Below are 24,767 nucleotides of genomic sequence, written 5' to 3'. Positions count from 1 at the left end.
CTGCCCGACCTGAGGCTGCAGTCCGTGGTCGAGCTGGCCCAGGACATGGCCGCCGCGCTCACCCCGCTGGAGGCCGTCCGGGCCGCCGCCGCCCGGGCCACCGAGGCGCTCGGCGCCACCATGGCCGCCGTCTCGGTCTGGGACCGCGAGTCCGGCCGGCTGCGGGTGCTGGTCAACCACGGCGACCTCGCCCCCGGTGAGGAGGAACTGCCCGAGGACGAGTCGTACCCGGTGGCCGACTTCCCCGAGATCGTCACGTACCTGGAGGAGCGCTGGAGCACCGGGCGGCTGCCGCGGGCCTGGCTGCAGAGCGCTGAGAACAGCGAGTCGCACGCCGGGCACGCCCACCCGACCGCCGGCGCGTACTGCCAGGAGCGCGCCGCGGCGCTGCGCCGGCGCGGACGGGCCTGCTGCGTGGTCGCGCCGATCGTGCTGCACGGCCAGGCCTGGGGCGAGCTGTACCTCGCCCGCTCGGCCGGGATGCCCGAGTTCACCGAGGCCGACGCCGAGTACGCGACGCTGCTCGCCGCCCAGATCTCGGCCGGGCTGGCGCAGACCGAGCGCCTCGCCGACCTGCGCAAGCTGGCCTTCTCCGACCCGCTCACCGGCCTGGCCAACCGGCGCGCCGTGGACGCCCGGCTGGAGAGCGCGCTGGAGGCGCACAACCGGGACAACACCGTGGTCTCGCTGGTGGTCTGCGACGTCAACGGGCTGAAGCGGGTCAACGACCAGCTCGGCCACGAGATGGGCGACCGGCTGCTGGAGCGGTTCGCCCACCAGCTCTCGCTGGCCGCCGCCAAGCTCCCCGGCAGCCTCGCCGCCCGGCTCGGCGGTGACGAGTTCTGCCTGCTGGTGGAGGGGCAGAAGGCCGACGAGGTGGTCGCCGTCGCCGAGGAGCTGTGCGCGCGGGCCCTCGCGCTCTCCGAGGGCGAGGGCGTGGCCTGCGGCGTCGCCTCCACCGGCGACTCGATCGGGCCGGTCACCACCCCCGACCGGCTGTTCCGGCTCGCCGACGCCGCCCAGTACCGGGCCAAGGCCGCGCGGGCCGCCCACCCGGTGGTCGCCGGGCGCAGCCACGGCCCCGGCTTCTCGCCCGACCCCACCGTGCTGCTCGCCGACGCCGCCGACCCCCACCACCGGGCGGACGGGCGGCGCGGGCCGAGCGGCCGGGCCGGGGCGGGCGACCGGCGGCGGTTCCGCGGCGCCGCCCACAGCGCAGACCCGGGGCAGCTGCTCACCGCCGTGCTCGCCTCCCTCGACCAGGCCGCCGCGACCCGGGCCGTCCACCCGGCGGACACCCTCGGCAAGCTGGTCGTGGTCGCCGAGGCCTCCGCCCGGCTGCTGGACGCCGTCGGCTGGTGGGTCTCGTACGTCCCGCCCGGCTCCCACCTGATGCGCACCGCCCAGCACGCCGTCTACCGGATGACCAGCGGCCCCAGCAGTGCCCGTGCCGAGACCCAGCGGGCGCAGATCGAGGCGCCCGACGCGGTCTTCGACCTCCGGCACTACCCGATGACCCGCCGTGCCGTGCGCGGCGGCGCCTTCGCCCTGCGGGCGGGCGCGGCCGGCAACGACCCGGCGGAGGAGGCGATGCTGGTGGTCTCCGGCTACCGGGGCATGGTCGCGGCGGGCGGCCAGAACCCGGCCGGCGGCTGGCTGGTGGAGCTCTTCGCGGACGACGCCACCCTGCCGCTGGGGCACGCCGCCTGCGCCATGCGCGCCCTGGTCTCGGTCGCCCTGGCGGGGCCGGCCTCGCCGCCGGTGGTCTGAACGCTCGCCCGGCCGCCGATCGGCCGCCCGCCCGCCCGCGCGGTGTGCGGATTCGGTGACCGGAGTGTCCCGGCCGGGTCGCGGTTCGGGTCCGGGGGGTGCCGGGGGCGGACGAGGTGGTGGAGGGTGGGGCGACGGTCTTTCGGAGAACGGGGGTTCGGCCATGGGCAGACGGTGGGCGGGTGCGGCGGTGGCCGGGGTGCTGGTGCTCGGGGGCGCGGCGGCGGGGGCCGCCCCGGCGTCGGCGGCGCCGCTGGTGCGGTCGGCCGGGGCGGTGCGGACGGTGCCCGAGCGGGCGCCTCAGCTGCGGACCACCGCCGGGGCGCACCAGGTCACGGCGTCCGTGCTGGCCAAGTCGAAGAAGCACAGGTCGCGGCACGGGTCCCACGGCGGCTTCGGCGGGCTGTTCGCCTGGATCGCCGTCGGCCTGCTGGTCTGCGTGCTGGTCGCGGTGCTGGCCGTGGTCTGGGTCAGGCGCCGCGGCCGCCGTTAGCGGCGGGCGGGTTGAGGGCCCGGAGGGCGGCGTCGACCAGGCGGTCGGCGTGCTCGTGGGTGAGCGGGCCGAGCCGGTACTGCCAGCGGTACTGGAGCGGGCCGTAGACGAGTTCGATCGCGAGGTCGAGGTCGGTGTCGGGGGCGATCTGGCCGGCCTCGCGGGCGCTGCGCAGGCGGTCCCGGGTGACCTCCAGCAGCGGGTCCAGCAGGCGGGTGCGGTACTCGGTGTACAGGGCGGGGTCGTTGATGATCTCGGCGATGATCGCGCGGTAGGTGCGGTCGGCGCCCGGGTCGGCGAACTCGTCGCTGGTGGGGCGCAGCACGGCGCGGAGGTCGGCGGCGAGGTCGCCGGTGTCGGGCAGGGCGAGGCTGCCCTCGTGCTCGTTGGCGGCGAGGAAGGCGTCGAAGACCACCGCCCCCTTTGAGGGCCACCACCGGTAGATGGTCTGCTTGCCGACGCCGGCCCGGGCGGCGATCGCCTCGATGGTGACCTTGGCGTAGCCGACCTCGGCGACGAGTTCGATGGCGGCGGCGAGGACGGCGGCGCGTGCGCGCTCGCTGCGGCGGGCGGGGTCCGGAGCGGTTCTGGAGGTCATGGGGAAAAAGTCTATGCGAAATGACGAGACGAGACGTATTGTCTTCTCAAGACGCAGCGAGACGGACCGTCTCGTCTCATCCGCTATCCCCGGAGGTGCCCGTGACCCGCTCCGCACACATCCTGATGGTCTCCGTTCCTGCCCACGGACACGTCAACCCCAGCCTCGCCGTGATCGCCGAGCTGGTCGCCCGGGGGCACCGGGTCAGCTACGTCAACGACCCCTCGTTCCGGGAGACCGTCGAGTCCACCGGCGCCACCTTCGTCCCGTACCCGACGAAGCTGCCGCTCGCCGACGACTCGAACGCCTGGCTGGCGGACCCGGTGGGGATCCAGGAGCTGTTCCTGGACGACGCGCTCGCCATGTGGCCCGTCCTGCTGGAGGCCTTCTCCGACGACCGGCCCGACCTGGTGCTCTGCGACATCGCCGGCTTCGCGGGGCGGGCGCTGGGCGAGCGGCTGGGCGTGCCGGTCGTGCAGCTGTCGCCCACGTTCGTCGGCTGGGAGGGGATCGAGCAGGACCTGCCGGAGGTCTTCGAGGCGATCCGCGCCGCGCCCGGCGGCGCCGAGCACTACCGCCGGTACGCCGAGTGGCTGGCCGAGGCCGGCACGGTGCAGCGCGACGTGGACGCCTTCAAGGGCCGCCCGGAGCGGGCCCTCGCGCTCATCCCGCGTGCCCTTCAGCCCAACGCTGACCGGGTCGACGAGCAGCGGATCACCTTCGTCGGGCCCTGCTTCGGCGACCGGGCCCACCAGGGCGAGTGGAGGCGGCCGGAGGGTGCCGGGAAGGTGCTGCTGGTCTCGCTGGGCTCGGCCTTCACCCACCACCCGGCGTTCTACCGGGCCTGCGTCCAGGCCTTCGGCGACCTGCCGGGCTGGCACACCGTGCTGCAGATCGGCGCGCACACCGACCTGGCCGAGCTCGGCGAGGTGCCGGACACCGTCGAGGTGCACCGGTGGGTGCCGCAGCTGTCGGTGCTCTCCCAGGCGGACGCCTTCGTCACCCACGCGGGCATGGGCGGCTCCAGCGAGGGGCTGTTCCACGCGGTGCCGATGATCGCGGTGCCGCAGGCCACCGACCAGTTCGCCAACGCGGACGCCCTGGTGGGTCTCGGCGTCGCCCGCCGGCTGGACACCGACCAGGCCACCCCGGAGGCGTTGCGGGCGGCGCTGCTGGAGCTGGTCGGCGACCCGGCGGTGGCCGAGCGGCTGCGGGAGCTGTCCGCCGCCGGCCGGGCGGAGGGCGGCACCGCCCGGGCGGCCGACCTGATCGAGGCGGAGCTCGGGGCGTAGCGGCCCCGGGGTGGTGGGAGCGGTCGGGGGGTCGCGGTGTGCGGCGCCGATCCGGAGGGCGGAGAATCCGGATGGTGAGCACCTGTTGTCATATCTTCATTCACCTGATGTGATGGTGTATATGGATATGCACAGTGCTGTGGCCCCCGACGCTCCGCTGGTCCTGGTCGGCAAGGCCGACGTCAGCGCCGAGGACGTCCTGGCCGTCGCCCGGGGCAACGCCCGGGTCGAGATCGGTCCCGACGCGCTCGCCGAGATGGCGGCCGCCCGCGCGCGGATCGACGCCCTCGCGGCCGAGCCGCGTCCCGTCTACGGCGTGTCGACCGGCTTCGGCGCGCTCGCCGTGCGCCACATCAGCCCCGAGCTGCGCGCCCAGCTCCAGCGGTCGCTGGTGCGCTCGCACGCCGCCGGCATGGGGCCGGCGGTCGAGCGCGAGGTGGTCCGCGCGCTGATGTTCCTGCGGATGAAGACGCTGGCCTCCGGCCGCACCGGCGTCCGGCCGCTGGTCGCGCAGACCATGGCCGCCCTGCTCAACGCCGGCATCACCCCGGTGGTGCGGGAGTTCGGCTCGCTCGGCTGCTCCGGCGACCTCGCGCCGCTGTCGCACTGCGCGCTGGTCCTGATGGGCGAGGGCACCGCCACCGGCCCGGACGGCGCGGAGAAGCCCGTCGCCGAGCTGCTCGCCGCCGCCGGGATCGAGCCGGTCGAGCTGCTGGAGAAGGAGGGCCTCGCCCTCATCAACGGCACCGACGGCATGCTCGGCATGCTGGTGATGGCCATCGCCGACCTCCAGCGGCTGTTCACCACCGCCGACATCACCGCCGCGATGAGCCTGGAGGCGCTGCTCGGCACCGACAAGGTGCTCGCCCCCGAGCTGCACGCCCCGATCCGCCCGCACCCGGGCCAGGCGCTGAGCGCCGCCAACATGCTCGCCGTCCTCAAGGGCTCCGGCCTCACCGGCCACCACCAGGACGACGCCCCGCGCGTCCAGGACGCCTACTCGATCCGCTGCGCCCCGCAGGTGGCCGGCGCCGGCCGGGACACCCTGGCGCACGCCCAGCTGGTCGCCTCGCGCGAGCTGGCCGCCTCGGTCGACAACCCGGTGGTGCTGCCCGACGGCCGGGTCGAGTCCAACGGCAACTTCCACGGCGCCCCGGTCGCGTACGTGCTGGACTTCCTCGCCATCGCCGCCGCCGACCTCGGCTCGATCTCCGAGCGCCGCACCGACCGGCTGCTCGACAAGGCCCGCTCGCACGGCCTGCCGGCCTTCCTGGCCGACGACCCGGGCGTGGACTCCGGCCTGATGATCGCCCAGTACACCCAGGCGGCGCTGGTCAGCGAGAACAAGCGGCTCGCCGTCCCGGCCTCGGTCGACTCGATCCCGTCCTCCGCGATGCAGGAGGACCACGTGTCGATGGGCTGGTCGGCCGCGCGCAAGCTGCGCCAGGCGGTGGACAACCTCGGCCGGATCCTGGCCGTCGAACTCACCGCGTCCGCCCGTGCGCTGGAGATCCGTCAGCAGACCGACGGGTCCGGCGGGCTCGCCCCGGCCACCGCGGCCGCGCTGGCCGCCGCCCGGGAGGCGGGGGTCGGCGGCGCCGGCCGCGACCGCTTCCTCTCGCCGGACCTGGAGGCGGCCGCCGAACTGGTGGCCTCCGGCGAGCTGGTGCGCGCGGTCGAGCGGGTCACCGGCCCGCTGGCCTGAGCAGGCGCCGCCGCGGGGTGACGGGGGCTCAGTCCCAGTCGCTCCGCGGCGCGCGCTCGCCGCGGTTCCCGCGGTTGCGCAGCTCGCCCAGGGCGGCGGCCAGGTTGACCCCGACGATGCCCGCCCAGCAGACCACCAGGCCGGCGAACCCGCCGCTCTCGGGGCTGCCGGCGATCGCCGTCAGCGGGACGCCGATGACCAGCGAGGTCACCGCGAGTCCGGTGCCGGAGCGCTTGCCGAAGCCCGAACGGCGGGGGTGGTCCCGGTCCCGGCGGGACCGCGGCTCGTAGTCGTCGATCCGCTCGGCCACCGACCGCTCGACCCGGGCGTTGATGCGGGCGTCGAGCCGATTCATGAAGGAGTCGACCAGGGCGTCCTCGTACTCCTGGCCCAGCTCCTTGCGGGCCTGGAGGGTGGCGTCGAGGTCGCGCCGCAGTTCGTCCTGACGAGTGTCCATGGAACCAGAGTGGGGCCGGCGGGGCGTCCGGTCCATCCGTTCGCCGGAGGAATCCGGGCGGGCTCAGGGACAAATCAGGGTTACCCCGACCCGGCGGCGGCCCGGACCCCGCCCCTACCGGGGACGTCTCACCGGGCGTCCCGCCGTACGAGACGTCTTTGCCAGGTGCGGCCCGCTCCTGCACAGTCGTCGTCCGAACCCCTCGCACCCGGAGGTACCGCTGATGACCGCCACCGACGAGACCGGCAGCGTCGGCCCCTCCGCCCGGCTGCTCCAGCTGTTCGAGGGGCACCGGCTGACGCCCACCCAGCGCCGGATCGCCCACTCGCTGGTGCGGCACGCCACCGAGGCGCCGTTCCTGTCCAGCGTGGAGGTCGCCGAACTCGCGGGCGTCAGCCAGCCGTCCGTCACCCGCTTCGCGGTCGCGCTCGGGTACGACGGCTACCCGGCGCTGCGCAAGCAGCTGCGCGAACTCGGCGGCGGTGAACCGACCGCGCCGGAGAGCCCGGACGACGCGGTGCGCAACGAGCACCAGCAGGCCGTGCTGGCCGAGATCGCGCACCTGCGCCACCTCGCCGAACTCCTCGCCGACCCGGAGCCGATCATCCGGGCCGCCCGGCTGCTCGCCGCCTCCCGGCCGCTGCCGGTGCTCGGGCTGCGGGCCGCCTCGGCGCAGGCCCGCGGCTTCGCCTACTTCGCGTCCAAGGTGCACCCGGACGTCCGGCTGCTGGACGAGGGCGGCAGCATGCTCGCTGACCGGCTGGAACAGGCCCGGGCGGCGGGGGCCGGCGTGCTGCTCTGCTTCGCGCTGCCGCGCTACCCGCGGGAGTTGATGGACGCGCTGGCGGTGGCCCGCGAGTGCGGGCTGACGGTGCTCACCGTGGCCGACAGCGCCTTCGCGCCGGTCGCCAAGCTGTCCGACCTGATGCTGCCGGCCGCCGTCGGCACCGGGCTGGTCTTCGACACCGCGTGCGCGCCGATGATGCTCGGCCGGGTGCTGTTGCAGTCCATGTGCGACGAACTCCCGGGCGCGGAGGCCAGGTTGGAGGCGATCGAGCAGTCGGCGGCGGCGCGCGGGCTGTTCCTGGATTAGGCGCGGTCCGCAGCGGCGGCGGGGGAGTACTCGACACGAACCCGGGCATCCCCTACGGCAGGGGGTGCCGCCCATGCACGTGATCCACGAGATGAAGTTCGTCGCCCGCCTCTCCTCGGGTGCCGACGAATGGTCCTGCCCCGCCTGCGGACGCCGCGTCACCCTGCGGCGCCTGCCCGAACCCGAACTGACCGTCCTCGACCCGGGCGACGAGTCGGCCGTCCACGTCGGCGTCATCGAACCCGACGCCCGCGCCGCCGCGGCCGCCGAGCAGTACGGCCTCGGCCCGGTTCAGAACGTCCCCCGCCCCCCGTCCCCGCCCGCCCCCGACGCCGAGGACCGCCGCTGGCTCGCCGAGATCGGCATCGACTGGGACGGCGGCGCGGCGGCCTGAAGGTGGGGAGGGGCCTGGCGGAGATGGCCGGAGGAGGGAGGTCAGAACCGGGGCGACCGATCGCCGGCCAGGGTCGCGGCGCGATCCCCGAGCACGGTCGGAATCCGGTCGTACCGCGAGGTGGCCGCCGCGGCTTCCGGGCTGAGGTAGCCGAGGATGCGGTAGATCTTGGCGTGGTCGTCGGCCAGCGCGCGGTGGTGGATCGGCTCGTGGTGCATGATCCGGTTCCGGAAGAGCAGCAGGGAATAGAGCTCGTCGTGGAGCCGACGACGAGGGCCGCGGTAGTGCGGAAACGCCCGGTGCAGGGTGGGGACCCAGAACAGCCGGTCGTAGGACGAACCGTTGCTGACGAGGGAGACCCAGAAACCGAACGAGAGCTCGGCGACCACGGCGTCGGCTGCCGGCGAGGGTTGGCCGAGCCGCGCCAGCTTCCGCTTGGCGTCTGCCACCATGGCGGTCCCCTTCGCACTCAGAGGGGCCTGGTCCCACCACTCGGGCGTGCCGTACCTGGCCTGAAGCTCCCGGTGCAGCGAGTTTCGGAGGGTTACCTCCAGGCAGTGGAGCGGGCCGTAGAAGGCGGCGGACACCTCGATGTTCCACCAGTACAGCCCCTCCGCCCGGCCAGGGTGACCACCGGCCCGCAGGTACGGAGCGAGGCGGGCCTCCGAGAAGGCGCGCTCCATCCACGTCGGCATGCCGTTCATACCTGCTCCCCCTGTCGACCGCCCCCTTGTGCGGCCCCTGGCCTCTGGTAGATTCGGTGTGTACGCCCCGGGTCCGCCTCTGCTTCGCATGCCACCCGGGGCACGGCTTTTTCCGGGGCCGGGCGCTCAGCGCCGGATGCTCTGGAGCGGGCGGCCGCTGCCGTCGGACAGGGTGAAGAAGGACCAGCCGTTCCGGGAGCCCGAGACGGCCGGGTTGTAGTGATGGATGATCGCGCGGGCGGCGGAACTCGGAGTCTTGTACGACTTCCCCTCCAGCGGGCCGGAGACGATGTCGATGCGGCTGGTCTCCGGGGCGAACATGGCCTGCGTGAGGTGGCCCTCGTACTGTGCGTGGACCGCCACCCGCCCCTCCGCCGGCCTCGGCGGGTTCTGTGGTGCACCTGTGGCGACCGGGCTGGCGTCCTCCACCAGTCTGGCGATCACCTGGCCCGGAGTGATGCCGGCCATCTTCGCCGCGAACTCCAGCGCCCGAGCGGTCTGAATGTCGATCTCCACGTGCGGCATGTCGCCCTCCCCTGTGCGTCGGCTGCTCACTTAATGTAGCACGGGGAGCGGCAAAGGCCTGCGGAGTGCTCTGAATTCTCTATCTGCTCACTCTGCCCGACCTCTGGTCGGAGGCTGAATGTTTGGATATATTCAGCCGAGCCAAGCTTGAATGAATCCATCCGCAGAGAGGCCGGGACTATGGTGCAGCAGGCGAGTGGGCCGCGCGAGGTGCGTGCGGCGCGTGGGACGGGGCTCACGACGCAGGGCTGGCAGCAGGAGGCCGCTCTGCGGATGCTGATGAACAACCTCGACCCCGAGGTGGCCGAGCACCCGTCGAAGCTGGTGGTCTACGGCGGCACCGGCAAGGCGGCGCGCGACTGGCGGTCCTTCGACGCCATGGTGAAGACGCTCCAGGGCCTCAAGCAGGACGAGACCATGCTGGTCCAGTCCGGCCGCCCGGTCGGCGTGATGCAGACCCACGAGTGGGCGCCGCGGGTGCTGATCGCCAACTCCAACCTGGTCGGCGACTGGGCCAACTGGGAGGAGTTCCGCCGACTGGAGAGCCTCGGGCTCACCATGTACGGCCAGATGACCGCCGGTTCGTGGATCTACATCGGCACCCAGGGCATCCTCCAGGGCACCTACGAGACCTTCGCCGCCGTTGCCAACAAGCGATACAACGGCTCGCTGGAGGGCACCATCACCCTCACCGCCGGCCTCGGCGGGATGGGCGGCGCCCAGCCGCTGGCCGTCACCATGAACGGCGGCGTGGCGATCTGCATCGACTGCGATCCGTCCCGGATCAGCCGCCGGATCGAGCACCGCTACCTGGACGTCGAGGCCAAGGACCTCGGTCACGCGCTGGAGCTCGCCACCGCCGCCCGCGACCGGAAGCAGCCGCTCTCCATCGGCGTGCTGGGCAACGCCGCCGAGCTGGTCCCGCAGCTGCTCGCGATGGACGCGCCGATCGACATCGTCACCGACCAGACCAGCGCCCACGACCCGCTGAGCTACCTGCCGGTCGGCGTCGCGTTCGACGACATGGCGGACTACGCCGCCGCCAAGCCCGCCGAGTTCACCCAGCGGGCACGCGAGTCGATGGCCCGGCACGTCGAGGCGATGGTCGGCTTCCTGGACCGCGGCGCCGAGGTCTTCGACTACGGCAACTCGATCCGCGGCGAGGCCCAACTGGCCGGCTACGACCGCGCGTTCGCCTTCCCTGGCTTCGTCCCGGCGTACATCCGCCCGTTGTTCTGCGAGGGCAAGGGCCCCTTCCGCTGGGCGGCGCTGTCCGGCGACCCGCAGGACATCCACAAGACCGACAAGGCCGTCCTCGACCTCTTCCCGGAGAACGAGTCGCTGCACCGCTGGATCAGGATGGCCCAGGAGAAGGTGCACTTCCAGGGCCTGCCCGCGCGGATCTGCTGGCTCGGCTACGGCGAGCGCGACAAGGCCGGCGAGCGCTTCAACGACATGGTCGCCTCCGGCGAGCTGTCCGCCCCGATCGTGATCGGCCGCGACCACCTGGACTGCGGCTCGGTCGCCTCCCCGTACCGGGAGACCGAGGCGATGCTGGACGGCTCCGACGCGATCGCCGACTGGCCGCTGCTCAACGCCATGGTCAACGTCGCCTCCGGCGCCTCCTGGGTCTCCATCCACCACGGCGGCGGCGTCGGCATCGGCCGCTCGATCCACGCCGGCCAGGTCACCGTCGCCGACGGCACCGCGCTGGCCGGCGAGAAGATCCGCCGGGTGCTCACCAACGACCCCGGCATGGGCGTCATCCGGCACGTGGACGCCGGCTACGACCGGGCCACCGAGGTCGCCGCCGAGCGCGGCGTCCGCGTCCCCATGGGCGAGCTGTGAGTTCGTCCTTCGAGGAGATGTGGGCGGAGCTGCTCCCCGTGGGCCGCTCCGCCTCCTCCGGCGGCTACCGCCGCTTCGCCTGGAACTCCGCCGACGCCGAGTGCCGTGCCTGGTTCGAGCAGCAGGCCCGCAGCCGCGGCCTGACGTACGAGCTGGACCGCAACGGCAACCAGTGGGCCTGGCTGGGGGACCCGAACGGGCAGGGGGCGGTCGTCACCGGCTCGCACCTGGACTCCGTCCCGGACGGCGGCGCCTTCGACGGCCCGCTCGGCGTGGTCTCCTCCTTCGCCGCGCTGGACGAACTGCGCGCCCGCGGCGCCGCGTTCACCAAGCCCCTGGCGATCGTCAACTTCGGCGACGAGGAGGGCGCCCGGTTCGGCGTGGCCTGCATCGGCTCCCGGCTCACCGCCGGGGTGCTGTCGCCGGAGCAGGCGTACGGGCTGCGCGACGCCGACGGCGTCCGGCTGCCCGACGCGATGGAGCGGGCCGGCTACGACCCCACCGCGATCGGCGCGGACGACGACCGGCTGGCCCGGATCGCCGCCTTCGTCGAGCTCCACGTCGAGCAGGGCCGCTGCCTCGCCGAGGGGCAGCCGGTCGGCGTGGCCGGCGCGATCTGGCCGCACGGCCGCTGGCGGTTCGACTTCCACGGCGAGGCGAACCACGCCGGCACCACCCGGATCGAGGACCGCCGCGACCCGATGCTGACCTACGCCAACACCGTGCTGGCGGCCCGCAAGAAGGCCCGGCTGGCGGGTGCGCTGGCCACCTTCGGCAAGGTCGCGGTCGAGCCGAACGGCACCAACGCGATCGCCTCGCTGGTACGCGGCTGGCTGGACTCCCGGGCGGCCGACGAGCGCACCCTCACCGCGCTGGTCGCCGAGATCGAGCAGGCCGCCGCCGAGCGCGGCGGGCGCGACGGCGTCCGGGTCGAGCTGACCCGCGAGTCCTACACCCCGGTGGTGGACTTCGACGGGCCGCTGCGCGACCGGCTGGCCAAGCTGCTGGACGCCCCGGTGCTGCCCACCGGCGCGGGACACGACGCCGGAATCCTGGCCTCCGCGATCCCGACCGCCATGCTGTTCGTGCGCAACCCCACCGGCGTCTCGCACTCCCCGGCCGAGCACGCCGAGCAGGCCGACTGCCTGGCCGGGGTCGCCGCCCTCGCCGACGTACTGGAGGACCTGGCGTGTCAGTGACCGCGACGAGGTACTGGGCGCAGTACGCCTGGCTGCCGCACGACAACGGGCCGGTGGTCGAGCAGGACGTGCTGATCACCACCGGCCCCGGCGGGACGATCACCGCCGTCGCCCCGGACAGCGGCCCCTGCCCGCCGGACGCCGTCCGGCTCGACGGGCTGCTGCTGCCCGGCCAGGCCAACGCCCACTCGCACGCCTTCCACCGGGCGCTGCGCGGGCACGTCCAGGTCGGCTCCGGCACCTTCTGGACCTGGCGCGACACCATGTACCGGTTCGCCGGCGCGCTGGACCCGGACCGCTACCTGGACCTCGCCACCGCCGTCTACGCCGAGATGGCGCTGGCCGGCATCACCGCCGTCGGCGAGTTCCACTACCTGCACCACGCGCCCGGCGGCGCCCGGTACACCGACCCCAACGCGATGGGCGAGGCGCTGATCGAGGCCGCCGCCCGGGCCGGCATCCGGATCACCCTGCTGGACACCTGCTACCTCTCCTCCGGCTTCGGCGCCGAGCCGACCAAGCCGCAGCAGCGGTTCAGCGACGGCGACGCGGACGCCTGGGCGGCCCGGGCGGACGCGCTCAAGCCGCGCGAGCACGCCCGGATCGGCGCCGCCGTCCACTCGGTGCGGGCCGTCCCGGCCGAGCAGCTGGGCACCGTCGCGCACTGGGCGGCGATGCGCAGGGCGCCGCTGCACGTCCACCTGTCCGAGCAGACCGCCGAGAACGACGCCTGCCTGGCCGCGCACGGCGTCACCCCGACCCGGCTGCTCGCCGACCACGGCGCGCTCGGCCCGCGCACCTCGGCCGTGCACGCCACCCACCTGACCGACGAGGACGTCCGGCTGCTCACCGACTCCTCCACCACGGTCTGCATGTGCCCCACCACCGAGCGGGACCTCGCGGACGGCATCGGCCCGGCCCGCCGGCTCGCCTCGGCGGGTTCCCCGATCACCCTGGGCAGCGACAGCCACGCGGTGATCGACCCGTTCGAGGAGGCCCGCGCGCTGGAGCTGGACGAGCGGCTGCGCACCCGCACCCGCGGGCACTGGACGGCCAACGCGCTGCTGCGGGCCGGCACCGAGGACGGGCACGCCTCGCTCGGCTGGCCGGAGGCCGGGCGGGTCGAGGCCGGGGCGCTCGCCGACTTCACGGTGATCGCGCTGGACACCGTCCGCACGGCGGGACCGCCGCCCCGGCTCGGCGCCGAGATCGCGGTCTTCGCGGCCTCGGCGGCGGACGTGCGGCACGTGGTGGTCGGCGGCCGGCACGTCGTCCGGGACGGCGCGCACCTGCTGGTGGCCGACGTGCCGGGCGCGCTGCGCTCCGCGATCGGCGCGCTGGACTGCTGACCCGTTCCCTGTATCCCCTTCGGAAGGCCTCGTCGTGACCACCAGGAACACCAGGACCACCTTGATCACGGGCATCGGCAGCCTGGTCACCAACGACCCCGGGCAGGGTTCCGGGCCGCTCGGCCTGCTGACCGACGCGGCCGTGGTGGTCGACGGCGGCACCGTCGCCTGGGTCGGCCCGGCGGCGGACGCCCCGGCGGCGGACGAGCGCTTCGACGCCGCGGGCCGGGCCCTGCTGCCCGGCTTCGTCGACTCGCACGCCCACCTGGTGTTCGCGGGCGACCGCACCGCCGAGTTCAACGCCCGGATGTCCGGGCAGTCGTACACGGCGGGCGGCATCCGGACCACGGTGGCGGCCACCCGCGCGGCGAGCGACGCCGAACTGGACGCCAACCTGGCCCGGTTCGTCCGGGAGGCGGTGCGCCAGGGCACCACCACCATCGAGTGCAAGTCCGGCTACGGGCTGACGGTCGAGGACGAGGCGCGCTCCCTGCGGATCGCCGCCGGGCACACCCCGGAGACCACCTACCTGGGCGCCCACGTGGTGGCCCCCGAGTACGCCGAGGACCCGGCCGGGTACGTCGACCTGGTCACCGGCGAGATGCTGGACGCCTGTGCCCCGCACGCCCGTTGGGTGGACGTGTTCTGCGAGAAGGGCGCCTTCGACGGGGACCAGGCGCGGGCCGTCCTGACCGCCGGCATCGAGCGCGGCCTCACCCCCCGGGTGCACGCCAACCAGCTCTCGTACGGGCCGGGCGTGCAGCTGGCCGTCGAGCTGGGGGCCGCCTCGGCGGACCACTGCACCCATCTGACGGACGAGGACGTGGCGGCGCTGGCCGGTTCGGCGACGGTGGCCACCCTGCTGCCGGGGGCGGAGTTCTCCACCCGGGCCGAGTACCCGAGCGGGCGCCGGCTGCTGGACGCGGGCGCGGTGGTGGCGCTGTCCACCGACTGCAACCCGGGCTCCAGCTTCACGAGTTCGATGGCGTTCTGCATCGCGGTCGCGGTGCGGGAGATGGGGATGACCCCGGACGAGGCGGTCTGGGCGGCCACCGCCGGCGGCGCCCGGGCGCTGCGGCGCACGGACGTCGGCGTGGTCGCGCCCGGCGCCCGGGCGGACCTGCTGCTGCTGGACGCGCCCTCGCACGTCCACCTGGCCTACCGGCCGGGCGTGCCGCTGACGGCGGCGGTCTGGCGGGCGGGCGTCCGCGAGGTCTGACGGCCCCCGGGAGGGGTGAGCCCTCCGGGGAAGGCCCGGCGGCCGGCGCGCCCCCGGGGAACGAGAACGGCCGGGGCCGCCGTGGATCTCAGGAATCCACGGCGGCCCCGGAGTCGTGAGCCGAGGGGCGGCTCGTCAGTGCACGTCGCCCATGAGGGCCTGGACCCGCTTGCGGTAGGTGTAGACCGCGAAGCCGGCGAGGGCCGCGAGCGCCGCCTGCGCCGCGATGATCCCGGTGCCGTCGAGGCTGATGCCGGCCAGCGAGAGCAGGCTGGTGGTGCAGTCACCGGCGGTGACGGCGAGGAACCAGACGCCCATCATCTGGGAGGCGTACTTCCGCGGCGCCATCTTGGTGGTGACCGAGAGGCCGACCGGGGAGAGGCACAGCTCGCCGACGGTCTGGAGCAGGTAGATCGAGACGAGCCACATCGGGGAGACCAGCGTGCCGCCGTCCGCCATGTTCATCGGGACGATGAAGATGAAGAACGAGGCGCCGACCAGGACCAGACCCATCGAGAACTTCACGATGGTGTTCGGCTCCTTGTCCCGGCGGGACAGCCAGATCCACAGCCAGGCGAAGACCGGCGCGAGCGCCATCACGAACAGCGGGTTCAGCGACTGGTACCAGGTGGCCGAGAAGCCGAAGCCGAACAGGTTGTCCGCGGTCTTCTTGTCGGCGAACAGGGAGAGGGTCGACCCGCCCTGGTCGTAGATCATCCAGAAGATGGCGGCCGCGGCGAAGAACCAGATGTAGGCGGACATCTTGGACTGCTCGCCGGCGCTCAGGTCCTTGTCGCGCTTGATCCGGACCAGCACGGTGACCGGGATCAGCAGACCGGCCAGGGTGAGCGGGACCAGGGCCCAGTTCAGCGTGTAGACGCCCATGCCGATGATGACGCCGTAGAAGGCGGCGGCGGCGAGGACCGTGATGCCGACCTTCACCAGCAGGCTGTTGCGCTCCGCGGGCTTGAGCGGGTTGGGGACCTCGCTGCTCCGGGCGTCCAGGTGGCGGCTGCCCAGCAGGAACTGCACCAGGCCGAAGGCCATGCCGACCGCGGCCAGGCCGAAGCCCAGGTGCCAGTTGTACTCCTTGCCGATCGTTCCGATGACGAACGGAGCGACGAAGGCACCGAGGTTGATGCTCATGTAGAAGACGGTGAAGCCACCGTCGCGGCGCGGGTCGTCGGGGCCGTTGTAGAGGTGGCCGACCATCGTGGAGATGTTGGCCTTCAACAGCCCGGAGCCGAGCGCGACCAGGAGCAGGCCGAGGAAGAACGCGGCCTGGCCGGGGACGGCCAGCGCGATGTGGCCGGACATGATCACGAACCCGGCGATGGCGACGGTCTTGCGGGCACCCCAGACCCGGTCGCCGAACCAGCCGCCCGGGTAGGCCATGAGGTAGACCATCGAGACGTAGACGGAGTAGACCGCCGTCGCCAGCGCCGCCGACTTGGCGAGGCCACCGCCCTGGCTGCCCACGGCGGCGTCGGCGCCTCCGGAGACCAGGTAGTAGATCAGCAGGGCGCGCATGCCGTAGTAGGAGAAGCGCTCCCACATCTCGGTCATGAACAGGGTGGCGAGACCTCGGGGGTGCCCGAGGAAGGTCTTGCCGCTGGGAGAGGCCGACGAGACGTCGGCTTCCAGGGTCTTAGACGCCATGAGTAGTGGTTCCTTGCCTGACAGCGTCCGCCTAGGGGGGTGGCGGCGGACGTGGACGAAACCACTCTACGTGGCGACATTTGGCTTTATCAGATGACAAAAGCCGTGAATCAGGTATGGGAATGGCAAAGTCGGCAATACATCTGCCCGATCTATCGATGGTAGATGGGCGTGTCTTCCTTCAGTTTCAAGATCCAAGAGGAGATTCTTCGCCGAACGGCCGGTCCGTCGCGCCGGGTTGAGCCCCCGCGCGCCCTTGTATAACGATCACGCTCTGTGAACTACCTCACAGGGCGTACGGGCTCACCCCGGCGGACTACCATCACCCCATGACCTGTGTGCTGCTCGCCGAGGACGATCCGGCGATCTCCGAACCGCTCGCCCGGGCCCTGCGACGCGAGGGCTACGAGGTGCTCGTCCGCGAGGACGGTCCGACCGCACTGGCCGCCGGCCTCACCGAGGAGGTCGATCTCGTCGTCCTGGACCTCGGCCTGCCCGAGATGGACGGCCTGGAGGTCTGCCGCCGGCTGCGCGCCGACGGCAAGAGCTGCCCCGTCCTGGTGCTCACCGCCCGCGCGGACGAGGTGGACACCGTGGTCGGCCTGGACGCGGGCGCCGACGACTACGTCACCAAGCCGTTCCGCCTGGCCGAACTGCTGGCCCGCGTCCGGGCCCTGCTCCGGCGCGGCAACGTCGACCAGCTCACCACCGGGGCGCACGGCGTGAAGATCGACATCGAGTCCCACCGGGCCTGGCTCGGCGACGAGGAACTCACCCTCTCCGCCAAGGAGTTCGAGCTGCTGCGGGTCCTGGTCCGGGACGCCGGCCGGGTGGTCACCCGCGAGGAGATCATGCGGCAGGTCTGGGACACCACCTGGTGGACCTCCACCAAGACCCTGGACATGCACATCTCCTGGCTCCGCAAGAAGCTCGGCGACGACGCGGCCAACCCGCGCTACATCGCCACCGTGCGCGGGGTCGGGTTCCGGTTCGAGAAGAATTAGCCCCTGACCAGGCCCTCGGCCAACAGCGGCGGACCACCCCGGGGAGCGGCGGCGTGAAGCGCAGGATGATCAACTCGCTGCTGGGCGTGGTCCTGGTGGTGGTCGTGGTGTTCTGCGTGCCGATCGCCCTGGTCGAGAAGCGGACCATCGTCAACTCGGCCCAGGACCGGGTGGACGCGGCCGCCGTCCGGGTGCTCGCCCTGGTCGAGAGCCGGCTCGCCGCGGGGGAGCCGGTCACCGGGCGGGCCTTCCAGAGCCAGGTCACCGAGGGCAGCTACGTCGAGGTGCAGGTGCCCGGCCAGCCGGTGGTCTCCGCGGGGGAGCGCCCGGCCGGGAGCCACCTGCTGAAGGCCGTCGAACGCGGCAACAGCGGCGAGACCGTCACCGTCGAGCAGTCCCGCGAGGACGTCGACCACGAGATCGCCAACAACCTCCTGCTGCTCGGCGTGGTCGCGCTGCTCGCCGTCCAGGCCGCGGTGGCGCTCGCCGTCTGGCAGGCCAAGCGGCTCGCCCGGCCGCTCACCGACCTCGCCGAGACCGCCGAGCGGCTCGGCTCCGGCGACCCCCGCCCGCGCGACCGCCGCTACGGGGTGCCCGAGCTGGACCGGGTCGCCGAGGTGCTGGACACCAGCGCCGAGCGGATCGCCCGGATGCTCACCGCCGAGCGCCGGCTCGCCGCCGACGCCTCGCACCAGCTGCGCACCCCGCTCACCGCGCTCTCCATGCGGCTGGAGGAGATCACCGCGCTCGCCGAGGACCCGCAGACGGTCCGGGAGGAGGCGACCATCGCCCTCCAGCAGGTCGAGCGGCTCACCGACGTGGTGCAGCGGCTGCTCACCACCCAGCGCGACCCGCGCAGCCCGACCGCCGTCGCCTTCGACCTGGACGACGTGATCAAGCAGCAGGTGGAGGAGTGGGGCCCGACGCTGCGGGAGCAGGGCCGGGTGCTCTCCCTGGAGGGGCTGCACGGGGTCACCGTGGTCGGCACCCCGGGGACGGTGGCCCAGGTGCTGGCCACCCTGATCGAGAACTCGCTGATGCACGGCGCCGGGACGATCACCCTGCGGGTCCGGCCGTCCGGCACCTCGGTGGTGGTCGAGGTCCAGGACGAGGGTGCCGGCGTGCCGGCGGACCTCGGCAACCGGGTGTTCGAACGCGCGGTCAGCGGGCGCAACTCCACCGGCATCGGGCTGGCCGTCGCCCGCGACCTCGCGGAGGCGGACGGCGGGCGGCTCGAACTGCTCTCGCTGAAGCCGGCGGTGTTCGCGCTCTTCCTCGGGCGCAGCCACCAGGACTGAGCGGGCCGTACGAGGCCGGGAGGGCCGGACGGGCCGGGCGGGCCGGCCGGTGTCGGCCTACTCGGCCTTGGCGAAGCGGATCCGCTCGGCGGCCAGCATCAGCTCGGCCTGGGCGGCCAGCTCCTGGCCGCTGCCGGCGTCCGCCGCCTGCTCGGCCGCCTGCTGGGCGGGCAGCCCGACGGGCTCCGGCACGGCCTTGAACACCCAGGTGCGGTACGAGACGAAGCGGAACACGGTGGCGACCGCGAGGCCGATCAGCTTGGCGCCGATCTGCTCGTAGTGCGAGCGCAGGTCGAGCACGTACACCGAGAAGCCGAGCACGCCGGTCTCGATCAGCATGCCGATGCCGCTGTAGACCAGGAAGAGCGTGATCTCGCGCTTGCGGGAGGCGGCGTCGCGGTCCCGGTACAGCCAGTAGCGGTAGCCCAGGTAGTTGGTCGCGATGGCGATCACCGTCGCGACGATGTTCGACCGGACCGAGGCCAGGCCCATGCCGTTGATGCAGACCCAGAAGACGGCGAAGTTGACCACCACGCCGCTCAGGCCGACGATGCCGAACTTCACGACTTCGCCCGTGAGCCCACGCAGTTTCCGCGCGAGCGGGGGTTTCGAAGCTGCGGTCGTCGCCATACCGGACTGCCTCCATGTGCCTGCGGGACGAAAGGGCCGACCGCGACGGAGCGGTGACCCCTTGAGCCCTGCGTGCACGCACATGATCGGACCGCGCAGACCAGGACCTAGCCGACCAGGCTACCCGCTTCCACCGAACGGCTCAGCCGCCAGGGCGGCAGGTTGACATCTACGCGCGTCCACTCCGAAGGCCCCACCGGCGGCTCCACCGCCCCCCACCGGCCCGGATATCCTGGGCCGCGTGACTTCCCCGGGCAATGTGAATTTTCCAGTGGTCGGCATGATCGGTGGCGGGCAGCTGGCCCGCATGGCACACCAGGCGGGCATCCCGCTCGGGGTCAGGTTCAAACTCCTCGCCGACACGCCCCAGGACTCCGCCGCGCAGGTGGTCTCCGAGGTCGTCCTCGGCGACTACCGCGACCTCGACACCCTGCGCGCCTTCGCCGCCGGCTGCGACGTGATCACCTTCGACCACGAGCACGTCCCCACCGAGCACCTGCGGGCCCTGGAGGCCGACGGCGTCGCCGTCCGCCCCGGCCCGGAGGCGTTGGTCAACGCCCAGGACAAGGGCGTGATGCGGGCCAAGCTGGACTCCATCGACGTGCCCTGCCCCCGGCACCGGATCGTCGCCGACCCGGCCGACGTGACCGCCTTCGCCGAGGAGGGCTCCGGCTACCCCGTCGTCCTGAAGACCGTCCGCGGCGGCTACGACGGCAAGGGCGTCTGGGTCGTCGACGACGAGCGGCAGGCGCACGCCCCGTTCCTGGCCGGCGTCGCGGTGCTGGCCGAGGAGAAGGTCGACTTCGTCCGCGAGCTGGCCGCCAACGTGGTCCGGTCGCCCAGCGGCCAGGCCGTCGCCTACCCGGTGGTGGAGAGCGTCCAGGAGAACGGCGTCTGCGCCGAGGTCACCGCCCCCGCGCCGGACCTCGACCCCGCCCTGTCCGACGAGGCCCAGCAGCTCGCCCTGCGGATCGCCGGTGAACTCGGCATCGTCGGCCACCTCGCCGTCGAGCTGTTCCAGACCCGCGACGGCCGCATCCTGGTCAACGAGCTGGCCATGCGCCCGCACAACTCCGGGCACTGGACCCAGGACGGCGCGGTCACCTCGCAGTTCGAGAACCACCTGCGGGCCGTCCTCGACCTCCCGCTCGGCGACCCCCGCCCGCGCGCCAGGTGGACCGTCATGGTCAACGTCCTCGGGGGCGACTACCCGGACATGTACCACCCCTTCCTGCACTGCATGGCCCGCGACCCCGGGCTGCGGATCCACATGTACGGGAAGGACGTGAAGCCCGGCCGCAAGGTCGGCCACGTCAACGTCTTCGGGGACGACCTCGAAGACGTCCGCGAGCGCGCCCGCCACGCGGCCGCCTACCTGCGAGGAACGATCACCGAATGACCTCCGCCGCCCCTGTTGTTGGCATCGTGATGGGCTCCGACTCCGACTGGCCGGTCATGGAGGCCGCCGCCCAGGCACTCGACGAGTTCGAGGTCCCCTACGAGGTGGACGTCGTCTCCGCCCACCGGATGCCCCGCGAGATGGTCGCGTACGGCGAGCGGGCCCACGAGCGCGGCCTGAAGGCGATCATCGCGGGTGCCGGCGGCGCGGCCCACCTGCCGGGCATGCTCGCCTCGGTCACCCCGCTGCCGGTCATCGGCGTGCCGGTGCCGCTGCGCTACCTGGACGGCATGGACAGCCTGCTGTCGATCGTCCAGATGCCGGCCGGCGTCCCGGTGGCGACCGTCTCGGTGGCCGGCGCGCGCAACGCCGGCCTGCTCGCGGTGCGGATGCTCGCCGCCTTCGACCCCGAGCTGACCGAGAGGATGACCGACTTCCAGGCCGAGCTGAACAACCAGGCCACCGAGAAGGGCAAGAAGCTGCGCGCCAAGGTGGCCGGCTCCTCCTCCTTCGGATTCGGCAAGTAGTTCGACCACCCACGGGGGTGGGGTAGAACAGCTCGCATGACCGCTGACCTGGACTCCCCCACCCCGCTGGACCGCGCCCGCGCCCTGCTGCGCACCGCCCCCGTGGTGGACGGCCACAACGACCTCCCCTGGGCGATGCGCGAGCAGGCCGGGTACGACCTCGGTGCGCTCGACCTCGCCGCCGACCAGAGCGACCGCCTGCACACCGACCTCGACCGCCTCGCGCGGGGCGGGGTCGGCGCGCAGTTCTGGTCCGTCTACGTCCCCTCCTCGCTGGCCGGCGACCACGCGGTGAGTGCCACCCTGGAGCAGATCGACTTCGTCCACGCCCTGGTCGAGCGCTACCCGGACCGGCTGCGCCTGGCCCGTACCGCCGCCGACATGGAGGCCGCCCGCGCCGAGGGCCGGATCGCCTCGCTGATGGGCGCCGAGGGCGGCCACTCCATCGACTGCTCGCTGGCCACCCTGCGCGCCCTGTACGAGCTGGGCGTGCGGTACCTGACGCTCACCCACAACGACAACGTGCCGTGGGCGGACTCCGCGACCGACGAGCCGGTGGCCGGCGGGCTGACCCGGTTCGGCGAGGAGGTCGTCCGGGAGATGAACCGGCTCGGCATGCTGGTCGACCTCTCGCACGTCTCCGCCGACACCATGCGCGACGCCCTGCGGGTGACCGCGGCGCCGGTGGTCTTCTCGCACTCCTCCGCGCGCGCGGTCTGCGACCACCCGCGCAACATCCCGGACGACGTGCTCGCCCAGCTGCCCGCCAACGGCGGGGTGGCGATGGCGACCTTCGTGCCGAAGTTCATCCTGCCCGCCGCCATCGAGTGGACCCGGGCCGCCGACGAGAACATGAGCGCCCACGGCTTCCACCCGCTGGACACCACCCCGCCGGCCATGGAGCGCCAGCGCGCCTTCGAGGCCGCCAACCCGCGCCCGATCGCCACCCCGGCCACCGTCGCCGACCACCTCGACCACATGCGCGAGGTGGCCGGCATCGACCACATCGGCATCGGCGGCGACTTCGACGGCACCGCCTTCCTGCCGGACGGCCTGGAATCGGTGGCCGGCTACCCCAACCTGGTCGCCGAACTCCTCGGCCGGCACTGGTCGGAGGCCGACCTGGCCAAGCTCACCTGGCACAACGCCGTCCGCGTCCTGCGCGACGCCGAGTCGGTGGCCGCCGGGCTGCGCGGCAGCCGCCGCCCGTCCCTCGCCACCATCGACCGGCTGGACGGCCCGGGCTCCCGGCCTTAGCCGAGCCGCGGGATCTCGATGGCCGGGCACCTGTCCATCACCATGGCCAGCCCGGCCTCCCGGGTCCGCCGGTAGGCGGCCTCGTCCACCACGCCCAGCTGGAACCAGACCGCCTTCGCCCCGGCCGCGACCGCCTGGTCGGCCACCTCCCCGGCGAGTTCGGAGCGGACGAACACGTCCACCACGTCCACCGGGAACGGGATCTCGGCGAGCGAGGCGTAGCCCTGCTCGCCGAGGACCGTCTCGGCCTTCGGGTGCACGGGCACGACCCGCTTGCCGTACTGCCGGAGGACCCGGGCCACCCCGTACGCGGCCCGGGCGGTGTTGTTCGACAGGCCCACCACGGCCCAGGTGTCGCCCGTGCCGGTGAGGATCCCGCGGACCGTCGCGTCGTCGCCGTAGCTCGTCATGCCGGTACCAACGACGGCCGGGGGCTCCGGATTCCGGCCCGGGCCGCCGCGGGCGGGGGCGTCAGCTCGGGCGGCCGAGGGCGCGGTAGGTCCAGCCGGCGGCGCGCCAGGCGTCGGCGTCCAGGACGTTGCGGCCGTCGAGGAGGCGGCGTTCGGCGACCACGGCGCCGAGCACGGCCGGGTCCAGCTCGCGGAACTCGGACCACTCGGTGAGGTGGAGGACGACGTGGGCGCCCTCGGCGGCCTCCAGGGCGGAGTGGGCGTAGGTGAGGGAGGGGAACATCTTGCGGGCGTTGTCCACGGCCTTCGGGTCGTAGACGGTGACCTGGGCGCCCTGGAGCTGGATCTGGGCGGCCACGTTGAGGGCCGGGGAGTCCCGGATGTCGTCCGAGTTGGGCTTGAAGGCGGCGCCGAGGACGGCGACCCGGCGGCCCAGGAAGCCGTCGCCGCACTGCTCGCGGGCCAGCTCGACCATCCGGGAGCGGCGCCGCATGTTGATCGAGTCGACCTCGCGCAGGAAGGTCAGCGCCTGGTCGGCGCCCAGCTCGCCGGCCCGGGCCATGAACGCGCGGATGTCCTTGGGCAGGCAGCCGCCGCCGAAGCCGAGGCCGGAGTTGAGGAACTTGCCGCCGATCCGCTCGTCGTAGGCGAGCGCCTTGCTGAGCTGGGTGACGTCCGCGCCGGCCGCCTCGCAGACCTCGGCCATCGCGTTGATGAAGGAGATCTTGGTGGCCAGGAAGGAGTTGGCGGCCGCCTTGACCAGCTCGGCGGTCGCGTAGTCGGTGACCATGAACGGCACCCCGGCCGCGATCGGTTCCGCGTACACCTCGCGCAGCAACCGCTCGGCCCGCTCGCTCTGGGCGCCGACCACGATCCGGTCCGGCCGCAGGGTGTCCTGGACGGCGAAGCCCTCGCGCAGGAACTCGGGGTTCCAGGCGAGTTCGGCACCCTCGCCGACCGGCGCCAGCGCGGCCAGCCGCTCGGCCAGCCGGGCCGCCGAGCCGACCGGGACGGTCGACTTGCCGACCACCAGGGCGGGGCGGGTCAGATGCGGCGCCAGTTCGTCGAGCGCGGTGTCGACGTACGACATGTCGGCGGCGAACTCGCCCTTGCGCTGCGGGGTGTTGACGCAGATGAAGTGCACGTCGCCGAACTCGGCGGCCTCCTGGGCGGAGGTGGTGAAGCGCAGCCGTCCGGTCGAACCCTCGTGCCCGGCCACGTGCTTGAGCAGCAGTTCGGACAGCCCCGGCTCGTACATCGGGACGCGGCCGGCGGTCAGCATGGCGATCTTGTCGGGGTCGATGTCCAGACCCAGCACCTCGAAGCCGAACTCGGCCATCGCGGCGGCGTGCGTGGCGCCGAGGTAGCCGGTGCCGATCACGGAGATGCGGAGGGTCACGGGTTCTCCTTGGATGCGGACGCGACCAGTACGGATGCCCTGATGCTATCCGTCCGGCGAGGGCGCACCGGGATCGCCCGCACGGCTGGGACGCTAGGCAGCCGCAGGTCGGCGCCCTAGGATCTCTACTGAACGGTAGTTAACCGCGGATTCGACTCGCACCGGGCGCCGATCGGACCTCGATCGGGCGCCGGTCACTGAACGACGAGGCAGGCATCATGGCGGGCAGCGCAGGGGCGGCTGACTTCGATCTCTTCCGTATCTCCGAGGAGCACGGGATGCTCCGTGAGGCGGTGCGTTCGCTGGCCGAGGCGAAGATCGCTCCGTTCGCGGCGGAGGTGGACGAGCTGGGGCGGTTCCCGCAGGAGGCGCTGGACGCGTTGCAGGGCGGTGATCTGCACGCGGTGCACGTGCCGGAGGAGTTCGGTGGTGCGGGGGCGGATGCGCTGGCGACGGTGATCGTGATCGAGGAGGTCGCGCGGGTGTGCGCGTCGTCGTCGTTGATCCCGGCGGTGAACAAGCTCGGTTCGCTGCCGGT

23 protein-coding genes and 1 pseudogene are annotated in these 24,767 nt (G+C 73.1%); 16 read left to right on the top strand and 8 right to left on the bottom strand.

Translation table 11 applies throughout. The annotated features are described in order from the left end of the window. Positions 1–45: 45 nt before the first annotated feature. Both ACZ7RU_RS06520 and ACZ7RU_RS06515 read left to right on the top strand, forming a co-directional pair. Positions 46–1,203: pseudogene (locus ACZ7RU_RS06520) on the top strand (GGDEF domain-containing protein); the annotation flags it as partial. Positions 1,204–1,933: 730 nt separating this feature from the next. Next, on the top strand, positions 1,934–2,263 hold the full coding sequence (locus ACZ7RU_RS06515; protein ID WP_470339800.1) for a hypothetical protein: 330 nt from the start codon (positions 1,934–1,936) through the stop codon (positions 2,261–2,263). Here ACZ7RU_RS06515 and ACZ7RU_RS06510 read toward each other — a convergent pair. Then, positions 2,241–2,861 (bottom strand): TetR/AcrR family transcriptional regulator, encoded by a 621-nt coding sequence (locus tag ACZ7RU_RS06510; RefSeq protein ID WP_470339799.1) that lies wholly within the window; start codon positions 2,859–2,861, stop codon positions 2,241–2,243. The two genes, ACZ7RU_RS06515 and ACZ7RU_RS06510, sit on opposite strands and share 23 nt — an antisense overlap. 125 nt (positions 2,862–2,986) lie before the next feature. Between ACZ7RU_RS06510 and ACZ7RU_RS06505 the strand changes: the two genes are divergently transcribed. Further along, positions 2,987–4,153, top strand: a complete 1,167-nt coding sequence (locus ACZ7RU_RS06505; RefSeq protein ID WP_470340216.1) for a macrolide family glycosyltransferase — start codon at positions 2,987–2,989, stop codon at positions 4,151–4,153. Positions 4,154–4,280: 127 nt separating this feature from the next. Further along, positions 4,281–5,858 (top strand): histidine ammonia-lyase, encoded by a 1,578-nt coding sequence (gene hutH / locus ACZ7RU_RS06500; protein WP_470339798.1) that lies wholly within the window; start codon positions 4,281–4,283, stop codon positions 5,856–5,858. Between the two features lie 28 nt (positions 5,859–5,886). On the opposite strand, the gene ACZ7RU_RS06495 is transcribed toward hutH, so the two are convergent. Beyond that, on the bottom strand, positions 5,887–6,315 hold the full coding sequence (locus ACZ7RU_RS06495; protein ID WP_470339797.1) for a hypothetical protein: 429 nt from the start codon (positions 6,313–6,315) through the stop codon (positions 5,887–5,889). 223 nt (positions 6,316–6,538) lie between these two features. Between ACZ7RU_RS06495 and ACZ7RU_RS06490 the strand changes: the two genes are divergently transcribed. Next, positions 6,539–7,408 (top strand): MurR/RpiR family transcriptional regulator, encoded by an 870-nt coding sequence (locus ACZ7RU_RS06490; protein WP_470339796.1) that lies wholly within the window; start codon positions 6,539–6,541, stop codon positions 7,406–7,408. A gap of 73 nt (positions 7,409–7,481) precedes the next feature. Beyond that, the gene (locus ACZ7RU_RS06485) at positions 7,482–7,802 is read left to right on the top strand and encodes a hypothetical protein (RefSeq protein WP_470339795.1); all 321 of its coding nucleotides are present in this window, start codon (positions 7,482–7,484) and stop codon (positions 7,800–7,802) included. Between the two features lie 41 nt (positions 7,803–7,843). Here ACZ7RU_RS06485 and ACZ7RU_RS06480 read toward each other — a convergent pair whose 3' ends face one another. Further along, positions 7,844–8,506: a hypothetical protein gene (locus ACZ7RU_RS06480; RefSeq protein WP_470339794.1), complete on the bottom strand. Its 663-nt coding sequence runs from the start codon at positions 8,504–8,506 to the stop codon at positions 7,844–7,846. A 126-nt stretch (positions 8,507–8,632) separates the two neighbouring features. Next, on the bottom strand, positions 8,633–9,031 hold the full coding sequence (locus ACZ7RU_RS06475; protein WP_470339793.1) for a hypothetical protein: 399 nt from the start codon (positions 9,029–9,031) through the stop codon (positions 8,633–8,635). A gap of 180 nt (positions 9,032–9,211) precedes the next feature. On the opposite strand from ACZ7RU_RS06475, the gene hutU reads away from it, so the two are divergent. From hutU to hutI, 4 genes are read left to right on the top strand one after another with little or no spacing between them, the layout of a single operon-like run. Next, positions 9,212–10,879, top strand: coding sequence for a urocanate hydratase (gene hutU, locus ACZ7RU_RS06470; protein ID WP_470339792.1), 1,668 nt, complete (start codon positions 9,212–9,214; stop codon positions 10,877–10,879). A gap of 17 nt (positions 10,880–10,896) precedes the next feature. Then, the gene (locus ACZ7RU_RS06465; RefSeq protein WP_470340215.1) at positions 10,897–12,078 is read left to right on the top strand and encodes an allantoate amidohydrolase; all 1,182 of its coding nucleotides are present in this window, start codon (positions 10,897–10,899) and stop codon (positions 12,076–12,078) included. Next, entirely contained in the window at positions 12,075–13,427 is a 1,353-nt protein-coding gene (locus tag ACZ7RU_RS06460) for a formimidoylglutamate deiminase (protein ID WP_470339791.1), read from the top strand. Before ACZ7RU_RS06465 ends, ACZ7RU_RS06460 begins: the two co-directional genes overlap by 4 nt. 34 nt (positions 13,428–13,461) lie before the next feature. Further along, positions 13,462–14,646: an imidazolonepropionase gene (gene hutI / locus ACZ7RU_RS06455; RefSeq protein ID WP_470339790.1), complete on the top strand. Its 1,185-nt coding sequence runs from the start codon at positions 13,462–13,464 to the stop codon at positions 14,644–14,646. A gap of 135 nt (positions 14,647–14,781) precedes the next feature. On the opposite strand, the gene ACZ7RU_RS06450 is transcribed toward hutI, so the two are convergent. Then, on the bottom strand, positions 14,782–16,305 hold the full coding sequence (locus tag ACZ7RU_RS06450) for a peptide MFS transporter (RefSeq protein ID WP_470339789.1): 1,524 nt from the start codon (positions 16,303–16,305) through the stop codon (positions 14,782–14,784). Between the two features lie 329 nt (positions 16,306–16,634). Between ACZ7RU_RS06450 and ACZ7RU_RS06445 the strand changes: the two genes are divergently transcribed. After that, positions 16,635–17,309 carry a response regulator transcription factor gene (locus ACZ7RU_RS06445; protein ID WP_030058577.1) on the top strand — a complete coding sequence of 225 codons (675 nt, stop codon included), beginning with the start codon at positions 16,635–16,637 and terminating at the stop codon, positions 17,307–17,309. Between the two features lie 53 nt (positions 17,310–17,362). Further along, entirely contained in the window at positions 17,363–18,607 is a 1,245-nt protein-coding gene (locus ACZ7RU_RS06440) for an ATP-binding protein (RefSeq protein ID WP_470339788.1), read from the top strand. A 57-nt stretch (positions 18,608–18,664) separates the two neighbouring features. On the opposite strand, the gene ACZ7RU_RS06435 is transcribed toward ACZ7RU_RS06440, so the two are convergent. Next, positions 18,665–19,171 (bottom strand): GtrA family protein, encoded by a 507-nt coding sequence (locus tag ACZ7RU_RS06435; protein WP_470339787.1) that lies wholly within the window; start codon positions 19,169–19,171, stop codon positions 18,665–18,667. A 325-nt stretch (positions 19,172–19,496) separates the two neighbouring features. Here ACZ7RU_RS06435 and ACZ7RU_RS06430 point away from each other — a divergent pair, with 325 nt between their 5' ends. Genes ACZ7RU_RS06430 through ACZ7RU_RS06420 form a run of 3 tightly spaced genes read left to right on the top strand, consistent with a single transcriptional unit; the run spans position 19,497 to position 22,420 of the window. After that, complete coding sequence (locus tag ACZ7RU_RS06430; protein ID WP_470339786.1) at positions 19,497–20,636, top strand: 5-(carboxyamino)imidazole ribonucleotide synthase; 1,140 nt, start codon at positions 19,497–19,499, stop codon at positions 20,634–20,636. After that, positions 20,633–21,163, top strand: a complete 531-nt coding sequence (gene purE, locus ACZ7RU_RS06425) for a 5-(carboxyamino)imidazole ribonucleotide mutase (RefSeq protein WP_470339785.1) — start codon at positions 20,633–20,635, stop codon at positions 21,161–21,163. The genes ACZ7RU_RS06430 and purE overlap by 4 nt, the downstream gene beginning before the upstream one ends. A gap of 36 nt (positions 21,164–21,199) precedes the next feature. Beyond that, positions 21,200–22,420, top strand: a complete 1,221-nt coding sequence (locus ACZ7RU_RS06420) for a dipeptidase (RefSeq protein ID WP_470339784.1) — start codon at positions 21,200–21,202, stop codon at positions 22,418–22,420. Here the strand turns inward: ACZ7RU_RS06420 and ACZ7RU_RS06415 are convergent. Beyond that, on the bottom strand, positions 22,417–22,830 hold the full coding sequence (locus ACZ7RU_RS06415; protein WP_470339783.1) for a CoA-binding protein: 414 nt from the start codon (positions 22,828–22,830) through the stop codon (positions 22,417–22,419). The two genes, ACZ7RU_RS06420 and ACZ7RU_RS06415, sit on opposite strands and share 4 nt — an antisense overlap. A gap of 61 nt (positions 22,831–22,891) precedes the next feature. After that, positions 22,892–24,229 (bottom strand): UDP-glucose dehydrogenase family protein, encoded by a 1,338-nt coding sequence (locus ACZ7RU_RS06410; RefSeq protein WP_470339782.1) that lies wholly within the window; start codon positions 24,227–24,229, stop codon positions 22,892–22,894. 218 nt (positions 24,230–24,447) lie between these two features. Between ACZ7RU_RS06410 and ACZ7RU_RS06405 the strand changes: the two genes are divergently transcribed. Further along, positions 24,448–24,767: acyl-CoA dehydrogenase family protein (locus ACZ7RU_RS06405; protein ID WP_470339781.1), on the top strand; the 320-nt coding region annotated here is incomplete at its 3' end.

The sequence above is a fragment of the Kitasatospora sp. NPDC114501 genome (assembly GCF_055633695.1).
The sequence above is the reverse complement of the archived record's forward strand: the minus strand, read 5'-3'. Positions and strand labels throughout refer to the sequence as shown.